Below are 15,076 nucleotides of genomic sequence, written 5' to 3' on the forward strand. Positions count from 1 at the left end.
CCGCCCCCTGGCCTGCAGCGGGCGACTACTTGCTTAGTCGTTGAGTTCTTCCATGCGCAGGCGCACCACCTTGCCCGATACGCTTTCCAGCGCTTCGATGGCGGCAATGGCTGCCTTGATGGCACGTTCCTGCACACGATGGGTGAGGATCACTACTTCGGCATTACCTTCGCTGGCGGAGCCCTTCTGGATCAGCGCCTCGATGGAAATGCCGTTTTCTGCCAGCAGGCCGGTGATATTGGCCAGCACGCCGGCGCGATCGGCAGCACCGATGCGCAGGTAGTAGGAGCTGTAAACCTCATCAATCGGCAGGATGGGCAGGTTTTTCAGCTGGTCCGGCTGGAAGGCCAGATGCGGCACGCGATGTTCCGGGTCTGCGGTCAGCAGGCGGGTCACGTCGACAATGTCGGCCACCACGGCAGAGGCGGTCGGCAGCGCGCCGGCACCGGCACCGTAGTGCAGGGTCTGGCCGATGGCATCGCCCTTGGCCAGTACGGCATTCATCACGCCATTGACGTTGGCGATCAGCTGGCTTTCCGGAATCAGGGTCGGGTGTACGCGCAACTCGACACCGGCATCGGTGCGGCGGGTAAAGCCCAGCAGCTTGACACGGTAGCCCAGTTCTTCGGCGTACTTGATGTCGCGGCCATCCAGCTTGCTGATGCCTTCCAGATAGCAGCTGTCAAACTGCATCGGGATACCAAAGGCCAGCGCGGCCATGATGGTGAGCTTGTGGCCGGCGTCATGGCCTTCGATGTCAAAGGTCGGGTCGGCTTCGGCATAGCCCAGGCGCTGTGCTTCGGCCAGCACGTCGGCAAAGCTGGCACCCTTGTCGCGCATTTCGGTCAGGATGAAGTTGGAGGTGCCGTTGATGATGCCGGCGATCCATTCGATGCGGTTGGCCGACAGGCCTTCACGCAGCGCCTTGATGATGGGAATGCCACCGGCAACCGCAGCTTCGAAGGCCACCATCACGCCCTTTTCCTGGGCGCGGGCAAAGATTTCATTGCCATGCACGGCCAGCAGCTTCTTGTTGGCCGTCACCACGTGCTTGCCGTTTTCGATGGCCTTGAGCACCAGCTCCTTGGCGATGGTGTCACCACCGATCAGCTCGACCACGATGTCGACTTCCGGATTGTTGACCACCAGCATGGCGTCATCCACCACCGGTACGCCTTCGCCCAGCACTTCGCGGGCGCGGGCTACATCACGGTTGGCGGCCATGCATACGCGAATGGGGCGGCCGGCGCGGCGGCTGATTTCCTCGGCGTTACGCTTGAGTACGGTGGCGGTACCGCCACCGACTGTCCCCACTCCCATCAGGCCAATATTGATCGGCTTCATAACATTCTCCATGTCTGTCTCTAGTGTTTTGTCCCGGGCCGACGGCCTCTTGGCAAAACGGCTGCTGCCGGCTTGCCAGGAGGTCTTCAGTCTGAAGATTCAGCCGACGGATTTGTGTCCGTCGGCCAAATGCAGCATCAGGCCGTGCCGTGACGCTGACGGTAACGCTCAAGGAAGCGGGCGATGCGGCCTATCGCTTCGATCAGGTCATCCGAGTTAGGAAGGAATACCACGCGGAAGTGATCCGGCGCAATCCAGTTAAACCCGCTGCCCTGCACCAGCAACACTTTTTCTTCCTGCAGCAATTCCAGAATGAATTGCTGGTCATCGCTGATGGGATAAATCTTCGGATCCAGCCGCGGGAACAGGTACAAGGCCCCCTGCGGCTTGACGCAAGTCACGCCCGGAATGTCGGTGAGCAGCTTGTGCGCCAGGTCGCGCTGGCGTGCCAGTCTGCCACTGGGCGCCACCAGATCATCAATGCTCTGGTAGCCGCCCAAGGCTGTCTGGATGGCAAACTGCGCCGGCACGTTGGCACACAGACGCATCGAGGCCAGCATGTTCAGGCCTTCGATATAGTCGCGCGCGTGTTTTTTCTCGCCGCACAGAATCATCCAGCCGGCACGGTAGCCACAGGCGCGATAGTTCTTGGACAAGCCGTTGAAGGTGACGACCAGCAGGTCCGGTGCCAGCGAGGCGATGGAGGTGTGCTTGACCTCGTCGTACAGCACCTTGTCGTAGATTTCATCGGCGTAGATGATCAGCTGGTGCTGACGCGCCAGATCGACAATCTGCTGCAACAGCGCCGGCGGATACACGGCACCGGTGGGGTTGTTGGGATTGATCACCACGATGGCGCGGGTATTGGGGGTGATCTTGGCGCGGATGTCGTCGATGCTGGGGAACCAGCCCTGCTCTTCATCACAGACATAGTGCAGCGCCTTGCCGCCGGCCAGGCTGACCGCGGCTGTCCACAGCGGATAGTCCGGCGCGGGCACCAGTACTTCGTCGCCATTATCCAGCAGCGCCTGCATGGCCATCACGATCAGCTCGGACACGCCGTTGCCGATGATGATGTCGTCCATGCTGACATTGGGCAGGTGTTTTTCCTGCGCGTAGTGCATGATGGACTTGCGCGCGGCAAACAGCCCCTTGGAGTCGGAATAGCCGGACGCCGACGGCAGGTTGACAATGACGTCTTCGATGATTTCATCCGGCGCAAAAAAACCGAACGGAGCCGGGTTGCCGATATTCAGCTTGATGATGCGATGGCCTTCGTCTTCCATCTTCTTGGCATGCTCAAGCACCGGGCCACGGATGTCGTAGCAGACATTGGCGAGCTTCTGCGATTTGTGTACTGGCTGCATGGTGGCCTGTTTTTCCGTCACGGACCGCGCCCCGGCGACGGCGGTATGCTGGCGGCGGCGCGGCTTGTTGTCTTTCATTGGAGTCCCTTGTCTGTCCCGGCCACGGGCAAAGCGTACCTTGCCGGCGGGTCAGGGTATAATCCTATCCCAATCCGTGTTGCACTGCATGACGACGTGCGCGCCATACCGGCATGGCTGCAACAGCGCTGCGTGCTGATTTTTATTCCTTGCAGGAAATCGACTTCATGAAAATGCATCAGGCCCTGGGACTGGGCAAAAACCTGTTTACCGGCTATGGCGAAGGCCATGTATTGATCAATGCCGAACGCCATGATGGCAACCTGATCGTCACCCCGGACAGCGTGCAGCCCTGGGGCGTGGCCGATTTTGCCAGCCTGGCCGAACAGCATTTCAGCATGCTGCTGGAGATGCAGCCGGAGGTGGTGCTGTTTGGCTCTGGCGCCAGCCTGCGCTTTTTCCACCCGAAGCTGATGGCCGCCCTGACCAATGCCGGTATCGGCGTGGACGTGATGGACACCCAGGCCGCCTGTCGCACCTTCAATATCCTGATGGCGGAAGACCGCCGGGTGATTGCCGCCATCCTCGCCATCTGAACCCGTCACACCACTTGCCATCCGATCCGCTGATGCCATAGCAAAAGCCCCGCCATGCGGGGCTTTGTCTTGTGCCGGGCTGCGGATCCGCCTCAGGCCGTGGTGGCTTTTTCGCCACCAAACTCCTCGAATGCCTGCAAGGCTTCGGCAGCCGTCATCAGCGACGGACCGCCACCCATGTATACCGCCACCTGCAGCATTTCCATGAACTCCGCCCGCGTACAAGCCAGTTCCACCAAGGCCTTGCTGTGAAAAGCCAGACAGCCTTGACAGCGGTTGGCGATGCCGATGGCCAGCGCAATCAGCTCCTTGGTTTTATTGGATAGTGCGCCATCGGCATGGGCGGCGCGGCTCATCTGGCCAAAGCCTTTCATGGTATCGGGAATTTCGCGGCGGAATTCGGCCAGCTTGCTGCCCAGCTCCTGGGCCAAACCGGTGTAGTCGTGACTCATTACTCTCTCCTTCCAGATTAAATTCATTTTTATATTATATATTTTTATATATTGAATCAAGACTGAATTGCGCCCTGCCACAGAAAAAATCCCGCGTGGTAATCTGCAGCATCCCATCGCCTGCAAGGACCCGCCGTGTCCCACTCCAGCAATGAACTGGCCGACTACGACCACGTGCGCCAATGGGCGATGCAGTCGCTGTTCCAGCACATGGACGACAGCTACCAGGGCACGGTGATTGTGGATGAACAGGCACGCATCATCTGGATCAATGCCCGCTATGCCGAACGCTTTGGCTTTACCGACCCGGCCAGCGCACTGGGGCAGCCAGTGGAAAACGTCATTCCCAACAGCCAGATGCGCGAAGTGCTGAGAACCGGCGTGCCGATGCTGCTGGACATCATGCCCACCGGCAAAGACCAACTGGTGGTGACGCGGCTGCCACTGAAGGATGCCAGCGGCAAGATTGTGGGGGCGGTCGGTTTTGCCCTGTTCGACCAGATTCAATCACTGGCCCCGCTGGTGGCCAAGTTTGCCCGGCTGGGCGAGGAGCTGGCGGCCACGCGCGAATCGCTGGCGCAGGCGCGGCGTGCCAAATACAGTTTTGACGACTTTGTCGGCCACAGCAGCCAGATCAGCGAAGTCCGCCGCCAGGCCATGCTGGCCGCCCCGCTGGAAGGCGCGGTATTGCTGCTGGGGGAAACCGGCACCGGCAAAGAAGTGCTGGCGCATGCCATCCATGCCGCCTCACCCCGCGCCGGCAAGCCCTTGGTCAGCCTGAACATGGCGGCCATCCCGGACACCCTGCTGGAAGCCGAACTGTTTGGTGCCAGCCCCAACGCCTATACCGGAGCGGATAGGAAAGGCCGTATCGGCAAGCTGCAACTGGCCGATGGCGGCACCCTGTTTCTGGATGAAATAGGCGATATGCCGGCCAGCCTGCAAGCCAAGCTGCTGCGGGTATTGCAGGACAAGGAGTTCGAACAGCTGGGTGCCAACCGGGTGTTGCGCGCCGATATCCGCATCATTGCCGCCACCTCGACCCGGCTGGAAGAAAAAGTGGCGGCCGGCAGCTTTCGTGCCGACCTGTATTACCGGCTGAATGTGCTGACCATCCACCTGCCTGCGCTACGCGAACACTTGCAAGACCTGCCCGAGTTGACCGAAGCACTGCTGGGTCAACTGGCGCGCCATGGTCATCTGGCACGTAGCCAGATCAGCCATGCCGCCTTGCAGCGGCTGGCCGCCTATCACTGGCCAGGGAATGTACGTGAACTGCGCAATATCCTGGAGCGCGCCAGCATGCTGGCCCAGGGCAGCTTGCTGGACGAGGCCGACATCCAGGCACTGCTGGGCCCCATCCACAACACCCCCCAAGCCGGTGCGGCCAGCTACCAGCAGCAAATGACCGACTTCGAGGCGCAATTGCTGCGCCAGGCTCTGCAACAGGCCAATGGCCATGTACCCACGGCGGCGCGCCAACTGGGCATGGGCCGCGCCACCCTGTACAAAAAACTGGCGGCGCTGGGCATCAACCCCAGCCAATTCTGAATCGCAGCGCGACCATTCTTTTATGTCGTCTCCACAAGGAGACGACGTCTACAAAGCGAGACTTTCACGCTTTCCCTGCTGCCACAAGGCTTTCCAGCCGACGATGCCGCCTTGCTCGTCTCCAAATCGAGACAATCCGTGACCCCAACGCTGACAAATCACACTAAATCATTGATTTATAACAGATAGAAATTCTGGCACGCTTCCTGCAATATCCAGGCAGCGACATGGGGCATACCCATGATCGTCCGGTCTAGCACAGGCCATACAACAATATGAGGAGATACACCATGAGCTTTATCGTGGTTTTGCTGGCCCTGTTTTTCCTGATGCTGGCCGCCTATCGCGGCTACAGCGTCATCCTGATGGCACCACTGGCCGCTCTGGGCGCGGTGCTGCTGACCGACCCCTCCGCCGTGGCACCCGCCTTCAGCGGGCTGTTCATGGACAAGATGGTGGGCTTCATCAAGCTGTACTTCCCGGTGTTCTTGCTGGGGTCGGTGTTTGGCAAGCTGGTGGAAATGTCGGGCTTTTCCAAATCCATCGTTGCCGCCGTCATCCGCTTTATCGGCGAGAAACGTGCCATCGCCGTCATCGTGGCGGTGTGTGCGCTGCTGACCTATGGCGGGGTATCACTGTTCGTGGTGGTATTCGCCGTCTACCCCTTTGCCGCCGAACTGTTCCGCCAGAGCAATATTCCCAAACGGCTGATTCCCGGCACCGTGGCGCTGGGTGCGTTTTCCTTCACCATGGACGCCCTGCCCGGCACGCCGCAAATCCAGAACATCATCCCCACCACCTTTTTCAAGACCACCGCCTGGGCTGCTCCGGCACTGGGTATTTGCGGTGCGGTATTCATCACCCTGGTGGGGCTGGCTTATCTGGAATGGCGGCGCCGCAGCCTGATGGCGCGCGGTGAAGGCTATGGCACCGATTTGCGCAACGAGCCGGAACACGTCGACACCAGCAGCCTGCCCTCGCCCTGGCTGGCCATCGCGCCGCTGCTGCTGATCGGCATCAGCAACTTTGCCTTTACCCGCTGGATTCCCGCCTGGTACGGCAGCAGTCACGAACTGCTGCTGGCCGGCATGGCCAAGCCGGTCACCACCCAGATCTCCACCGTCACCGCCATCTGGTCGGTGGAAGCCGCCCTGCTGCTGGGCATTGCCTTTGTCGCGCTGACCGCCTGGCCCGCCATCAAGGAGCGCTTTGCCGAAGGCAGCAAGGGGGCGATTGCCGGTGCCATGCTGGCCGCGATGAACACCGCGTCGGAATACGGCTTTGGCGCTGTCATTGCCGCCCTGCCCGGCTTCATGGTGATTGGCCATGCACTGCAGAGCATTCCCAATCCGCTGGTGAATGCCGCAGTCACGGTCAGCACGCTGGCCGGCGTCACCGGTTCGGCATCCGGCGGCATGAGCATTGCACTGGCTGCCATGGGCGAGCAGTTCATCAGCGCCTGCCAGGCGGCAGGCATTCCGCTGGAAGTACTGCACCGGGTGGTGGCCATGGCCAGTGGCGGCATGGACACCCTGCCGCATAACGGCGCGGTGATCACCCTGCTGGCAGTCACCGGCCTCACCCACCGCGAGGCTTACCGCGACATCTTCGCGGTCACCCTGATCAAGACGCTGGCGGTGTTCTTTGTGATTACCGTTTTCTACCTCACCGGGCTGGTCTGATTCCACCCGGCAATCCCATCCACCGGCCCTGCGCTGCGCAGGGCCAGACAGGACCATCAACATGACAACACTGGCAGGCAAAACTGCGCTGGTTACCGGCTCCACCAGCGGCATCGGTCTGGGCATTGCCCAGGCACTGGCCGAAGCGGGGGCCGATATCGTGCTCAACGGCTTTGGCGATGTTGAGGCAGCACTGACCCTGATCCGCAGCCATGGCGTGCAGGCCTGGCACCACCCGGCCGACCTGTCCGACCCGGCCCAGATAGACACCCTGTGCGCCTTTGCCGCACACGAAAGCGGCGGCGTGGACATTCTGGTGAACAACGCCGGCATCCAGCATGTATCCCCCATCGAAGCTTTCCCGCCGGCACAGTGGGACAAGGTGCTGGCCATCAACCTGAGCGCGGTCTTCCACACCAGCCGCCTGCTGTTGCCGCTGATGCGCCAGCGCGGCTGGGGCCGCATCATCAATATCGCCTCCACCCACGGGCTGGTGGCCTCCAGCGGCAAGTCTGCCTATGTGGCAGCCAAGCATGGGGTGCTGGGCCTCACCAAGACCGTGGCACTGGAAACCGCCCACAGCCCCATCACCTGCAATGCCATTTGTCCGGGCTGGGTGCTCACCCCGCTTGTGGCACAGCAGATTGCCGACCGCGCCAGCGCACAGGGCATCAACCCGCAGCAGGCCCAGCACGATTTGCTGGCCGAAAAACAACCCTCCGGCCAGTTTGTCACCCCGGCGCAACTGGGTGCGCTGGCCGCGTTTTTGTGCAGCCCGGCTGCCGATGAAGTACGCGGTGCCGCCTGGGCCATGGATGGCGGCTGGACTGCCCAATAAGCAAAGCAAGCAAGGACAATGTAATGAACAAGCTTTACCCGGATGCCGCCAGCGCACTGGCGGACATTGTGGCCGATGGCCAGACCATTGCTGTGGGCGGCTTCGGCCTGTGCGGCATTCCCGAGGCACTGATTGCCGCGCTGCGTGACAGCGGCGTGCGCAATCTCACCGCCATTTCCAATAATGCCGGGGTGGATGGCTTTGGCTTGGGCCAACTGCTGCAAACCCGGCAGATCCGCAAAATGGTGTCGTCCTACGTCGGCGAAAACAAGGAATTCGAACGCCAGTACCTGAGTGGCGAGCTGGAGCTGGAATTCACCCCGCAAGGCACGCTGGCAGAAAAACTGCGCGCTGGCGGCAGCGGCATCCCCGCCTTCTTCACCCGCACCGGCTACGGCACGCTGGTGGCCGAAGGCAAGGAAGTGCGCGAATTCAACGGCCACCCGCACATTCTGGAGCAAGCGCTGTTTGCCGACATTGCCCTGGTCAAGGCCTGGAAGGCCGACCGCGCCGGTAATCTGGTCTACCGCCGCACCGCGCGCAATTTCAACCCGAATGTGGCGATGGCCGGACGCATTACCGTGGCCGAGGTGGAAGAGATTGTCGAAAACGGCGTGTTGGACCCGGATGCCATCCACACCCCCGGCATCTTTGTGCAGCGACTGGTGCTCAACCCGCATCCCGAAAAACGCATCGAGCAGCGCACCGTGCGCAGCCCAGCCCTGACGGAGGCTTGAACATGGCTTGGACACGCGAGCAAATGGCTGCACGGGCAGCACAGGAATTGCAGGATGGCTTTTATGTGAATCTGGGTATCGGCCTGCCCACGCTGGTGGCCAACCATGTGCCAGCCGGCATGGAAGTGTGGCTGCAATCGGAAAACGGCTTGCTGGGCATCGGCCCGTTTCCGACCGAAGACGAGGTAGACCCGGACCTAATCAACGCCGGCAAGCAAACCATCACCACCCTGCCCGGCTCGGCCATTTTCAGCTCGGCCGACTCCTTTGGCATGATTCGCGGCGGCAAAATCAATCTGGCCATCCTCGGCGCCATGCAGGTCAGTCAGCATGGCGACCTGGCCAACTGGATGATTCCGGGCAAGATGGTAAAAGGCATGGGCGGCGCGATGGACCTGGTGGCCGGTGTCGGCAAGGTGGTGGTGCTGATGGAACACACTGCCAAGAAAAAGGACGGCACGGAAGAGGCCAAGCTGCTGGAGCGCTGCACCCTGCCCTTGACTGGCGTGGGCGTGGTCAGCCTGATCATTACCGATCTGGGCGTAATACGAGTGGAGTCTGACGGCCTGCATCTGCAGGAGCTGGCACCGGGCGTGAAAGTGGAGGACATCTGCGCCCGTACCGCAGCACCGCTGCATTCAGGCTTGCGACGCCAGGCCGGTGAAGCAGCTATCGCCGGCTAAAACCAGCGCCGTCCCATGAAAAAAGCACGCGCTGCCAGCAGTCGCGTGCTTTTTTACTGTCAGCCAGCAAGGGCTAGAGCAAGGATTTGACCAGCAAAGCAGTCAGCAGGATGGCAATCAGGCTGAGCAGGAAATTCTGCCGCTTCTGCTCGCGCATCAGATGCATATAGCCTTCCACCAGCAAATCGCTCTTGGCCGCCGACAGCGCCTCGTTGAGCTTGCGCGGCAGCGTGGGCAGGGTGGTGGCCCATTGCGGCGCTTCCTGCTTGAGCGTGCGCAACATGCCGCGCCAACCCATCTGTTCGTTCATCCACTTGGTGAGGAAGGGCTTGGCGGTATCCCACAAGTCCAGCTCCGGGTCCAGTTGACGGCCCAGACCCTCGATATTGAGCAGGGTTTTCTGCAGCAACACCAGCTGCGGCTGGATTTCCACATTGAAGCGGCGGCTGGTTTCAAACAGGCGCAGCAGCACCAGGCCAAAGGAAATCTCCGACAAGGGTTTTTCGAAGATGGGTTCACACACCGTGCGCACCGCTGCTTCCAGCTCTTCGGCCCGAGTTTCTTTCGGCACCCAGCCGGATTCGATATGCGCGGTGGCCACACGGTGGTAATCGCGGTTGAAGAAGGCCAGGAAGTTGACCGCCAGATAATGCTTGTCCTCGTCGGTCAGGCTGCCGACGATGCCGAAATCCAGCGCGATATAGCGGCCATCTTCCGCCACGAAGATATTGCCCGGGTGCATGTCGGCATGGAAAAAACCATGACGGAACACCTGGGTGAAGAAGATTTCCACCCCGAAGCGCGACAGCTTGCGCAGGTCCACGCCCTGCTCGCGCAGGCGGTCAATCTGCCCCACCGGCGTACCGTGCATCCACTCCAGCGTCAGTACCTGCCGGTTGGTGTAGTCGTAAAACACTTCTGGCACGATCAGCATGTCCGAACCGGTAAAGTTGCGGCGCAGCTGCGAGGCATTGGCAGCCTCGTGCATCATGTCCAGTTCGTCGTGCAGGTATTTGTCGAACTCGGCCACCACCTCGCGCGGTTTCAAGCGCTTGCCGTCGATGAAGAAGCGCTCCACCCAGCGGGCCAGCGTGGACATCAAGGCCAGATCCTGTTCGATCACCGGCTGAATGCCGGGGCGCAATACCTTCACCGCCACTTCGCGGCCACGGCTGCCATCCGGCTGTTTCAGCCAGGCCTTGTGCACCTGCGCCACCGAGGCACTGGCCACCGGGGTGATATCAAAATCCACATACAGGTTTTCCACCGGCTGGCCAAAGCTCTGCTCGATCACCTGCCGCGCCAGCGCACCATCAAACGGCGGCACCCGGTCTTGCAGCAGCGCCATTTCATCGGCGTAATCCGGTGGCAGCAGGTCGCGCCGGGTAGACAGCACCTGGCCGAACTTGACGAAGATAGGCCCCAGGCTTTCCAGCGCCAGCCGCACCCGCGCCGGCAGCGGTGCACTGACATCACGCCGTACCGGACACAGCTTCAGCAGGCTATGCACGAAACCCAGCCGCGAATGACCTTCGAAAAAGTCGTCCAGACCATAACGGTACAGGGTGGAAACAATCTTGAAAAAACGCGAAATCCGCATAATGACGGGCTTGACCCTTATTCCTTTGGTTCCGACAACGCGGCTTCCAGCCGCTGCAATCGTTTTTCGCTGCGCGCCACATCATCACGCAAGCTGTCTACCGCGCCGACAAAGCGGCCAACGGCTTGCCGACTGGCCAACAGCGGTGCTTCTTCCCGCAAGTGCTCTATCCAGTTTTCCATCAGCCGCCAGGCAATTTCACCCTTGAAGCCCAGCGAGGCACGGGCCATGCGCTGCAAACGATTGGCCGCCACATCCCCCACCACGCGCGACAAGTCTTCGCCAGCATCCCAGCGCATACGCGCCAGTAAGCGGCCTACCGCGCTCCCCAGTTCGGCGTCGCCTTCCAGGCTGACATCGCGCAAGGCCGGATCGCGCCCGCTGACAGCGGCCAGCGCCGCCGCATGACTCAGGCGGATGGTGGCTTCCGGCTCGCCCTCACAGGCAGCCAGCCAGCCTTCTTCGGTCACCACCCCGCGCACCGTCATCGGAGCCAGCACCACGCCTAGTCGCCGACCGGCATGAGCGGCCAGTTCGGCCCGCACTGCCGGCTGCTGCTTGAGCAGATGATTGAATACGGCAATCTGGATACGCATCAGCAATGCTCCACAAACAAGCTGCCCGGTTTCAGTGTTTCAAGCGGGCAAACAAAAGATTGATACCCAGCAGGATGAACAGGCCGCCACACAGTTGATCCAGCCGCTGCGCCACACCCTTGTGACGCAGCCAGTCCCCCAGCCGTGCCGACAGCAAGGCCAGCAGCGTGCACCAGGCCAGGCCGGTGGCGACAAAGGTCAGCCCCAGAATGACAAAAGACAGGGCGGTGGCACCCGGCTTGACGAACTGCGGCAGGAAGGCGAGGAAAAACAGCGCCACCTTGGGATTGAACAGATTGGTGAAAAAAGCTTCACGCAGGATTTTGCTTGGCCGCGCAGCTTCCAGCCGGGCCGCATCGCCAGCCACGCTACTGCCAGGACGACGCAGCATCTTCACGCCCAGCCACAGCAAATAGCCTGCGCCCAGCAGCTTTACCACCAGAAAAGCCATGGCCGAGGTAGCTAGCAGCGCCGATAGACCAAAAGCCGCCAGCAGGGTGTGGCCCAGGCTGCCCAAGCCTATGCCCAGCGCCGACAACAGGCCAACCTTGCTGCCCTGCGCCGTGCTGCGGCCCAGAATGTAGAAGGTGTCCGGGCCGGGCGTCAGGTTAAGCAACAAGCCTGCCGCCATGAAGGCCCACAGATTGGTGATGCCGTCCATGGCGCGTGTCCTTACAGTTTGTAGCCCTTGTGCAGCGCCACCACACCACCCGTCATATTGTGATAGTCCACCTTGCCGAAACCGGCTTCCAGCATCATGGCCTTCAGGGTTTCCTGATCCGGATGCATGCGGATGGATTCGGCCAGGTACTGGTAGCTGTCGGCATCGCCGGCCACCATCTTGCCCATCACCGGCAGCGCCTTGAAGGAATAGAAGTCATAGAAGGGCGACAGCGGTTTCCATACCTTGGAAAACTCCAGCACCATCAGCTTGCCACCCGGCTTGAGCACGCGGCACATTTCCTTCAGCGCGGCGTCCTTGTGCGTCATGTTGCGCAGGCCAAAAGCCACCGACACTGCATCAAAGTAATTGTCCGGGAACGGCAGCTTTTCCGCATCGGCCAGCGATACCGGCAGGATCAGGCCATCGTCCAGCAGGCGGTCACGGCCCACGGTCAGCATGGAGCTGTTGATGTCGGTCAGCCATACTTCGCCCTTCTTGCCCACGCGCTTGCTCCAGCCGCGCGCCAGGTCGCCGGTGCCACCGGCAATGTCCAGCACCTTGTCGCCGGGCTTGACGCCGGAGGTGGTGAGGGTGAAGTGCTTCCACACGCGATGCAGGCCACCGGACATCAGGTCGTTCATCACGTCGTACTTCTTGGCGACGGAGTGGAAAACCTCGGCTACTTTGCCGGCCTTTTCACTCTCGGCCACCGTCTTGAAGCCAAAATGCGTATCTTGATCCATATTCACTCCCTGCTCGCGCCAGCGGCGGCGAGGCGATTCAGATAATCCTGCCAGTATGCCGCTTGTTGCGCACCCAGCTCGTAAAGGTAAGACCAGCTATAGAGGCCGCTGTCGTGGCCGTCATCAAAGGTGATCTTCAGCGCGTAATGACCAACCGGCTCCAGCGCGGTGATACCGACATGGCGCTTGCCGGTTTGCAATACTTCCTGCCCCGCACCGTGGCCGCGCACTTCGGCCGAGGGCGAGTACACGCGCAAATATTCGGCCGGCAACTGGAAACGGGCACCGTCCTCATAACTGATTTCCAGCGTGCGGGACACTGCATGCAAGGTGATTTCCTGCACTTGCGGGCTATCGGGAGTCAATCCTGCCATGTCTGCCTCATCTGTAGTTTTTCGGGGCTCAGTCCTGCGCATCCTTGCGCTCCAGCAGCATGGCATCGCCATAGCTGAAGAAGCGGTATTCCTGCTGCACCGCATGGGCGTAGGCCGCGCGCATTTCCGCATAACCGGCAAAAGCCGACACCAGCATCAGCAAGGTGGACTTTGGCAGGTGGAAATTGGTGAGCAGGCGGTCCACCACGCGGAAGCGGTAACCCGGCGTGATGAAGATATCCGTCTCGCCACGGCCAGCCACCAGCTCGCCGCTGCGCGCAGCAGACTCCAGCGCGCGCATGCTGGTGGTACCTACCGCCAGTACCTTGCTGCCGCGGGCATGCGCAGCCTGGATCAGGTCATAAGTACGCTGCGGCACATCGTAGATCTCGCTGTGCATCTTGTGATCGGCAATATTGTCCACCCGTACCGGCTGGAAAGTGCCCGCGCCCACGTGCAGGGTGACATAGGCCAGTTCCACGCCCTTGGCCTGCAGGGCAGCCAGCATTTCTTCAGTAAAGTGCAGGCCGGCAGTGGGTGCCGCTACCGCGCCTTTTTCGCGCGCATAAACGGTCTGGTAGCGCTCGTCGTCGTCACCCTCGGCGCTTCTCTCTATATAAGGCGGCAGCGGCAGCTTGCCGGAGGCATCCAGAATGTCGAACAGATTGTCCTCGGCCAGAAAGCGCAGCTTGAACAGCTCGCCCTCACGGCCCAGCATCTCGGCCTCCCAGCGCTCGGCAAAAATCAGCCGGGTGCCGGGCTTGGGCGATTTGGAAGAACGGACATGGGCCAGAGCAGTGTGCTCGTCCAGCACCCGCTCGATCAGGGCTTCAATCTTGCCGCCGCTGGCTTTTTCGCCAAACAGTCTGGCCTTGATTACGCGGGTATCGTTGAACACCATCACGTCGCCGGGAGCCAGCAGGCTGGCAAAATCGGCAAACTGGCCATCGGTGAGGCTGGTGCCGGCAACATGCAGCAAACGGCTGGCACCGCGCACCGCAGGCGGGTGCTGGGCAATCAGATGATCGGGCAGGTGGTAATCAAAATCAGACAGCAGCATGGTGTGAAGCTCGAATCAAAACCGGCAAATTATACCTGCGACCGCTGGCACCGGCACGGACTTGTTCGGAATTGCGCAGAATTTGAGCTTGATCAAGGGCCAGTAGCAAGAAACTGTAAAAAATTTGCCACCGTTTGAAATGCGGTTCACTGTAGTGCATTCGCTCGAAACGGCGGGCTTTCCAGGTAAATCAACCAGTCTGAACAAACATCAAACACTCGTTTGAAATACTGGAAAAGCTAGACATCGTGTCGCCATTTGCGGCAAACTCGCGCCCATGTTGAACTCAGGAGCAAAGCTTTGACCGGAAAAATCCTTGTGCTGCACGGCCCCAACCTCAATCTGCTTGGAACACGGGAACCACAGCATTATGGCCGGGATACGCTAGCCTCCATCAACCAGCGGCTGACCGAGCAGGCAAATGCCGCCGGTTTCGAGCTAGAGGCGCTGCAAAGCAACGCCGAACACCTCTTGATTGACCGCGTTCATGCCTGCATGACAGACGGAACGTCGTTCATCATCATCAATCCAGCGGCCTTCACCCATACCAGCGTTGCCCTGCGCGACGCCATTTCCGGGGTGAAGGTGCCATTCATAGAAGTTCACCTGTCCAACGTCCACGCCCGCGAACCCTTCCGCCAGCATTCGTATTTTTCGGATCTGGCAGTCGGCGTGATTTGCGGCCTGGGTGCCCAGGGCTATGAACTGGCACTTGCGCACGCCATCCGGCGTCTGTCCGCGCAAGCCTGAACATAATAAAGTACATCCCAT

The 15,076-nt window shown here is 60.8% G+C and carries 16 protein-coding genes; 7 read left to right on the forward strand and 9 right to left on the reverse strand.

Annotated features, from left to right (window positions below; genetic code table 11):
• Window positions 1-33 precede the first annotated feature (33 nt).
• Window positions 34-1,344: a homoserine dehydrogenase gene (locus GSR16_RS16640; RefSeq protein ID WP_159879336.1), complete on the reverse strand. Its 1,311-nt coding sequence runs from the start codon at window positions 1,342-1,344 to the stop codon at window positions 34-36.
• A 137-nt stretch (window positions 1,345-1,481) separates the two neighbouring features.
• On the reverse strand, window positions 1,482-2,711 hold the full coding sequence (locus GSR16_RS16645) for a pyridoxal phosphate-dependent aminotransferase (RefSeq protein ID WP_159880882.1): 1,230 nt from the start codon (window positions 2,709-2,711) through the stop codon (window positions 1,482-1,484).
• A 245-nt stretch (window positions 2,712-2,956) separates the two neighbouring features.
• On the opposite strand from GSR16_RS16645, the gene GSR16_RS16650 reads away from it, so the two are divergent.
• Window positions 2,957-3,325, forward strand: a complete 369-nt coding sequence (locus tag GSR16_RS16650; protein WP_159879338.1) for an Mth938-like domain-containing protein — start codon at window positions 2,957-2,959, stop codon at window positions 3,323-3,325.
• A gap of 92 nt (window positions 3,326-3,417) precedes the next feature.
• Here GSR16_RS16650 and GSR16_RS16655 read toward each other — a convergent pair whose 3' ends face one another.
• A complete protein-coding gene (locus GSR16_RS16655; protein ID WP_159879340.1) occupies window positions 3,418-3,777 on the reverse strand; it encodes a carboxymuconolactone decarboxylase family protein in 360 nt (119 codons plus the stop codon).
• A gap of 135 nt (window positions 3,778-3,912) precedes the next feature.
• On the opposite strand from GSR16_RS16655, the gene GSR16_RS16660 reads away from it, so the two are divergent.
• The 5 genes from GSR16_RS16660 to GSR16_RS16680 all read left to right on the forward strand — a co-directional run bounded on the left by GSR16_RS16660 (window position 3,913) and on the right by GSR16_RS16680 (window position 9,268).
• Window positions 3,913-5,328: a sigma-54 interaction domain-containing protein gene (locus GSR16_RS16660; RefSeq protein WP_240902523.1), complete on the forward strand. Its 1,416-nt coding sequence runs from the start codon at window positions 3,913-3,915 to the stop codon at window positions 5,326-5,328.
• 290 nt (window positions 5,329-5,618) lie between these two features.
• Window positions 5,619-7,010: a GntP family permease gene (locus GSR16_RS16665; protein WP_159879342.1), complete on the forward strand. Its 1,392-nt coding sequence runs from the start codon at window positions 5,619-5,621 to the stop codon at window positions 7,008-7,010.
• Window positions 7,011-7,071: 61 nt separating this feature from the next.
• A complete protein-coding gene (locus GSR16_RS16670; RefSeq protein WP_159879344.1) occupies window positions 7,072-7,848 on the forward strand; it encodes a 3-hydroxybutyrate dehydrogenase in 777 nt (258 codons plus the stop codon).
• A 23-nt stretch (window positions 7,849-7,871) separates the two neighbouring features.
• On the forward strand, window positions 7,872-8,585 hold the full coding sequence (locus GSR16_RS16675) for a CoA transferase subunit A (protein ID WP_159879346.1): 714 nt from the start codon (window positions 7,872-7,874) through the stop codon (window positions 8,583-8,585).
• A gap of 2 nt (window positions 8,586-8,587) precedes the next feature.
• Window positions 8,588-9,268: a CoA transferase subunit B gene (locus GSR16_RS16680; RefSeq protein WP_159879348.1), complete on the forward strand. Its 681-nt coding sequence runs from the start codon at window positions 8,588-8,590 to the stop codon at window positions 9,266-9,268.
• Window positions 9,269-9,341: 73 nt separating this feature from the next.
• Here GSR16_RS16680 and ubiB read toward each other — a convergent pair whose 3' ends face one another.
• The 6 genes from ubiB to queA are packed head-to-tail and all read right to left on the reverse strand — an operon-like array spanning window position 9,342 to window position 14,305.
• The gene (ubiB, locus tag GSR16_RS16685; protein ID WP_159879350.1) at window positions 9,342-10,868 is read right to left on the reverse strand and encodes a ubiquinone biosynthesis regulatory protein kinase UbiB; all 1,527 of its coding nucleotides are present in this window, start codon (window positions 10,866-10,868) and stop codon (window positions 9,342-9,344) included.
• A gap of 17 nt (window positions 10,869-10,885) precedes the next feature.
• Window positions 10,886-11,464: a ubiquinone biosynthesis accessory factor UbiJ gene (locus tag GSR16_RS16690; RefSeq protein ID WP_159879352.1), complete on the reverse strand. Its 579-nt coding sequence runs from the start codon at window positions 11,462-11,464 to the stop codon at window positions 10,886-10,888.
• A gap of 31 nt (window positions 11,465-11,495) precedes the next feature.
• Entirely contained in the window at window positions 11,496-12,125 is a 630-nt protein-coding gene (locus tag GSR16_RS16695; RefSeq protein ID WP_159879354.1) for a LysE family translocator, read from the reverse strand.
• A gap of 11 nt (window positions 12,126-12,136) precedes the next feature.
• Complete coding sequence (gene ubiE, locus GSR16_RS16700) at window positions 12,137-12,871, reverse strand: bifunctional demethylmenaquinone methyltransferase/2-methoxy-6-polyprenyl-1,4-benzoquinol methylase UbiE (protein WP_159879356.1); 735 nt, start codon at window positions 12,869-12,871, stop codon at window positions 12,137-12,139.
• Between the two features lie 2 nt (window positions 12,872-12,873).
• Entirely contained in the window at window positions 12,874-13,245 is a 372-nt protein-coding gene (locus GSR16_RS16705) for a gamma-butyrobetaine hydroxylase family protein (protein ID WP_159879358.1), read from the reverse strand.
• Between the two features lie 28 nt (window positions 13,246-13,273).
• Window positions 13,274-14,305 carry a tRNA preQ1(34) S-adenosylmethionine ribosyltransferase-isomerase QueA gene (queA, locus tag GSR16_RS16710; protein WP_159879360.1) on the reverse strand — a complete coding sequence of 344 codons (1,032 nt, stop codon included), beginning with the start codon at window positions 14,303-14,305 and terminating at the stop codon, window positions 13,274-13,276.
• A gap of 300 nt (window positions 14,306-14,605) precedes the next feature.
• Between queA and aroQ the strand changes: the two genes are divergently transcribed.
• Window positions 14,606-15,055 carry a type II 3-dehydroquinate dehydratase gene (gene aroQ, locus GSR16_RS16715; RefSeq protein ID WP_159879362.1) on the forward strand — a complete coding sequence of 150 codons (450 nt, stop codon included), beginning with the start codon at window positions 14,606-14,608 and terminating at the stop codon, window positions 15,053-15,055.
• The last annotated feature ends 21 nt before the right edge of the window (window positions 15,056-15,076 follow it).

This window comes from Aquitalea denitrificans (assembly GCF_009856625.1).
Classification (GTDB): domain Bacteria; phylum Pseudomonadota; class Gammaproteobacteria; order Burkholderiales; family Chromobacteriaceae; genus Aquitalea; species Aquitalea denitrificans.

Bases quoted from the DNA above. Each gene is read 5' to 3' on its own strand.
- GSR16_RS16640 (WP_159879336.1), bottom strand. From the start codon at position 1,344: ATGAAGCCGATCAATATTGGCCTGATGGGAGTGGGGACAGTCGGTGGC.
- GSR16_RS16645 (WP_159880882.1), bottom strand. From the start codon at position 2,711: ATGCAGCCAGTACACAAATCGCAGAAGCTCGCCAATGTCTGCTACGAC.
- GSR16_RS16650 (WP_159879338.1), top strand. From the start codon at position 2,957: ATGAAAATGCATCAGGCCCTGGGACTGGGCAAAAACCTGTTTACCGGC.
- GSR16_RS16655 (WP_159879340.1), bottom strand. From the start codon at position 3,777: ATGAGTCACGACTACACCGGTTTGGCCCAGGAGCTGGGCAGCAAGCTG.
- GSR16_RS16665 (WP_159879342.1), top strand. From the start codon at position 5,619: ATGAGCTTTATCGTGGTTTTGCTGGCCCTGTTTTTCCTGATGCTGGCC.
- GSR16_RS16670 (WP_159879344.1), top strand. From the start codon at position 7,072: ATGACAACACTGGCAGGCAAAACTGCGCTGGTTACCGGCTCCACCAGC.
- GSR16_RS16675 (WP_159879346.1), top strand. From the start codon at position 7,872: ATGAACAAGCTTTACCCGGATGCCGCCAGCGCACTGGCGGACATTGTG.
- GSR16_RS16680 (WP_159879348.1), top strand. From the start codon at position 8,588: ATGGCTTGGACACGCGAGCAAATGGCTGCACGGGCAGCACAGGAATTG.
- ubiB (WP_159879350.1), bottom strand. From the start codon at position 10,868: ATGCGGATTTCGCGTTTTTTCAAGATTGTTTCCACCCTGTACCGTTAT.
- GSR16_RS16690 (WP_159879352.1), bottom strand. From the start codon at position 11,464: ATGCGTATCCAGATTGCCGTATTCAATCATCTGCTCAAGCAGCAGCCG.
- GSR16_RS16695 (WP_159879354.1), bottom strand. From the start codon at position 12,125: ATGGACGGCATCACCAATCTGTGGGCCTTCATGGCGGCAGGCTTGTTG.
- ubiE (WP_159879356.1), bottom strand. From the start codon at position 12,871: ATGGATCAAGATACGCATTTTGGCTTCAAGACGGTGGCCGAGAGTGAA.
- GSR16_RS16705 (WP_159879358.1), bottom strand. From the start codon at position 13,245: ATGGCAGGATTGACTCCCGATAGCCCGCAAGTGCAGGAAATCACCTTG.
- queA (WP_159879360.1), bottom strand. From the start codon at position 14,305: ATGCTGCTGTCTGATTTTGATTACCACCTGCCCGATCATCTGATTGCC.